This is a genomic window from Streptomyces sp. NPDC059668, assembly GCF_042734135.1.
Taxonomy (GTDB): domain Bacteria; phylum Actinomycetota; class Actinomycetes; order Streptomycetales; family Streptomycetaceae; genus Streptomyces.
On sequence record NZ_JBHWEL010000123.1, the window covers coordinates 12,676 to 16,470 of the forward strand.

Consider the following 3,795-nt stretch of genomic DNA (forward strand, 5'->3'; position numbering starts at 1 on the left):
CCACGGCGGTAGAGCGCGGCCCCCAGGTGAGGTGTCACCTGGGCGCGGCGGAGCCGAGTCAGCAACTGGCGTTCAGGCCTGCCCAGTTGGCGCGGTCGTTGTAGCCGCCGTCGCCGGCATCGCCGACCACCAGGTCGAGGACCCGGACGCCGGTCAGGTCGATGTCGGCCTGGCGGACGTCGTCACGGCCGAGCACACCGCTGTCGTACAGCACCCGGCCGTCACCGATGACCTGGAAGGTCGAGGTGCCGCCCTCCGGGCCGACGTTGCGCACCGCGTCGTCGATGCCGACGGTCGTGGTCAGCCGGGTGCACCGGTCGCCGAGGTAGTAGCGGATCGTGGAGGGCGAGGCGACTCCGATGCCGGTCGGGTACTCCTGGCCGAGCATGCTGATCGGCGTCCAGCCCCCGACGCTCCGGTCGACCGTCGGGCTCATCCATCCACTGGTGGCGCTGATCCAGTCGTGGTGAGACAGGACGACGTCGCCGTTCGGTGCCGCCGGTGCCACGACCAACGCCGTGGTCGTCTGCTGGCGCAGCCGTCCCTTGCCGGCCACTTCGTACGAGGTGGTGGCGGTCAGATCGGCGCTACCAGGTGCGGTGGTGGCCGGCAGGGTCACGGTGAAGGCGAGGTTCACGGAGCGGTTGGGCGTCAGCACCTTCGGTGCCTTGCCGGCCGCGCGAACCGTCCACCCGGCGGGCGCCGCAAGCTCGACCCGCGGTGCGTAGGCCGGCTTCGTACCGTCGTTGCGAACGGTGACCTCGACCCGGGCCTGGTCGCCACCGGCGGCCACCGGAGCCACGCCCGCCGCGACCGCGTCGCTGCCGACCTTCGTCACCTGCGGCAGGCCGGCGACGACGTGCGGAACACCGGGCTTGCCCGTTGCCCGGCCGACCCGGAGCAGGGCCGCGCCGTGCGCCGGGACGGCCGCACTGATGGTTCCGCCGCTCTCGGTGACCTGGTCGGTCCAGGCGTTCTTCAGGGTGAACCGTCCCCCGGACAGCCCGACCGACTTGGCGGTCGTGGTCAGCGTCGCCGGGGTGTCACCCCGGTTCAGCAGCACCACGGCACGGTCTCCGTTGGCCAGCCGCTTCACCCAGGTCTCCGTCGTACCGGCAGGGCCGACACGGACGGCCTGGACGCCGGCGGAATCCTGGTTGACAGCGAGGACATCGCGGTCCTCGAGGATGCCGAGCGAGGTCTTGCTGAGCTTACGGACGTCGCTGCCGATCACCAGTGGCGCGGCCGCGACCGACCAGAGCGTCATCTGCGTACGGAACTCCTCGTCGCTCATCCCCATTTCGGGTCCGAGGTAGTCCGGGTCGTTGAAGTGCCCCGGCCCGGCGACCTCGGGATGCCGCGCGTTCGCGTCGTAGTTCCGCAGCACGTCCTTGAACTTGATCTCGCCGACGAAGCCGACATCCGTGTACGTCCGCCAGGACTGCGCGATCGTAGGCGCGTAGGACCAGGAGTACGTCGACTGCTGCGTCTCCGGGTAGTTGCCCCAGTCCGGAGAGGTCACCGGGTTGCAGAGGTTGAAGAGCATCGGGCGCCTGCTGGAGTTGTTCCGCAGCGCGTTCGCGAACTCGGTGTAGACGGTCTTGGGGTCGAGGTCAGCGGCGATCCCGCAGAGGTAGTCCACCTTCACGGCGTCGAACTTCCAGGCGGCGAACTGGTTCGCGTCGCGTTGGTAGTAACCATGGCTGCCGAGCCCGCACTTGCCCGGGATGTAGGGGCCGGCGTCGGTGTAGATGCCCGCTTTGAGGCCCTTGCTGTGGATGTAGTCGACCAGTGGCTTCAGCCCGTTCGGGAACTGGTCCGGGTTGGGCACCAGGTCACCGGCCGCGCTGCGCGGGGTCGGTGCTGCCCAGTTGCCGTCGATCCAGACGTACTGGTAGCCGGAGTCGCGCAAACCGCTGCTGACCAGGAAGTCCGCCACCGATCTGATCTCCGACTCGGTCGGATCGCCACCCAGCGCGTAGTAGGTGTTCCACCCCATGTAAGGCGTCTGGCCCAGCACTTGCTTCGAGGTGGCTGCCGTAGTGCCAGCACTGTCGGCACTACGGGCACTGCTGGCCGAAGGGGCTGCATGGGCGGGCGCCTGTACGACCAACAAGGACATCAGGAGGGCGAGCAGGACGGTGAGATGTCGTTTCACATCGGATCCTTCACTGTCCGATCACGCGTGCAGGCCCGTCCCGGTCGTGTGCCCGAGGTGCCGCCGCCCAACAGAACTTGCGACGGCAGTTGTTGGAACCAGTCAGCGCCCGATCGTCTGCGGGTTGATGCCCAGGATCTTGCAGCGGTCGTCGACGCGCGTCAATATTAATTCCTAAATTAGGAGTTAGATGGGCGGAGGTCGTTCGGTACCCAACAGGCGTCTGTGAGGCGGAATGTGGCCGGAGGCTGGGGGAGTGACGGGTGCAGCCGCCGGCGTGCCCACCGTGAGCACGTCACTCAACTGCTCAGCCGGGCCATCCCCGAAGCGGCCTGCGCGATGCTTGGTAACGCAGTGCTGGCCCACCTGGCGGCCGCGCCTCCGACATCGTTGTCGAAGGCGCGGCCTGCCCGAGGCGCGAACCTACGGGATGCAACAGGCCCCGAGGGGGCACTGGACGCCGGGAGGCGCGGTCGTCCTACGGCGTGTAGCGGGCGTCACTGCCGTACAGCTCCCTGGTGAACGCGGAGACATCGGCGCTGCGATTGGCGCCGTCAAGGTTGTACGTCAGATAGACGCCGTACCCCTCGCTGACCGTGCGTCGGGCGAGACTGGCGGCCGTGCTCTGCGAGGTCCCGCCGATCTCGATGGCCGCCGGCGACAGCTTCGACTTGGGTAGTGCGATGCCGGGGACCTGCCAGGAGCCGTAGTACGGGTTCCAGGCGTAGTTGAACTTGGAGGAGACGTCGACACCGCCGTAGGACAGGCGCGACGCGGCCGGGCCGATGTTGTAGAGGCTGATGATCTTGTCCGGCATGTTGGTGCGCAATGCCGACACCAGGTACACGAACGAACTGGCGTTGGGCTGGCCGGTGCCGTTGTTGCCGTACTCGGCGTACTCGTCGTCGAAGTCGATGCCGTCGAGGCCGTACTTGGCCACGGTGTCCGACAGTTGTTTCGCGAATGTCGAAGCCGCCTGCTGGGACGGGAAGTTGGCGAAGCCCGCGCCCTGGTGGTTGCCGAGCACCGAGAGGACGACCTTGATGCCCTTCTGCTGCAACGGCCGTATCTGCGTGGCGGCGTTGTCGAGCACGCGTTGCACGTTCTCGTTGAAGTACAGAGTCGCCGCCTTCCTGCCGGTGTCGTAGTTGATGTTCGCCGCGAAGATCACGGCGACGTCGAAGACGTTGCCGCCGCCGTTGGCGAGGGTGTACTTACCGACGTTCAGCATGCTGTTGTTGTTCACCTCGACGTACGCCACCGAGGTTGGTCCCTGTTTCGCGGCAGCTGGGGCCGCTGCCGCGCCGGTCGTCGCGGTCGCGCCTAAGGCGAGGGCCGCAATGGCCGAGAGCGCGAGCGCGGCCGTCCGTACTCTGCTCCGCACCGGAGTGAACATCGTTGATCGGTCTCCCATCGTGTGGGTGGCGCCCAACCTGTTCGCGAGCGCCGTGTGGGCCCCCGATCATTCCGTTCCCATGACCGAATCCCCAGAGCCATGCGAGACATTTTCGCGATGCCCACGCCCATCGCGCGATAACGCTAACTGGCTCTAACAAAAGCTGTTGGTCATGTGACTGTTGGCTTGCCTGCTCGTTGGTCTCGTCGTGGGGAAACGTCAGTCGCGACCGTGGATCGTG

At 67.2% G+C, this 3,795-nt stretch carries 2 protein-coding genes; both read right to left on the reverse strand.

Features of this window, described 5'->3' with window-relative positions; translation table 11 throughout:
* Positions 1 to 58 precede the first annotated feature (58 nt).
* Positions 59 to 2,158, reverse strand: a complete 2,100-nt coding sequence (locus ACFV2J_RS41345; protein WP_385097002.1) for an NPCBM/NEW2 domain-containing protein — start codon at positions 2,156 to 2,158, stop codon at positions 59 to 61.
* A 478-nt stretch (positions 2,159 to 2,636) separates the two neighbouring features.
* Positions 2,637 to 3,554 (reverse strand): endo-beta-N-acetylglucosaminidase H, encoded by a 918-nt coding sequence (locus ACFV2J_RS41350; protein WP_385096999.1) that lies wholly within the window; start codon positions 3,552 to 3,554, stop codon positions 2,637 to 2,639.
* Positions 3,555 to 3,795: the final 241 nt, after the last annotated feature.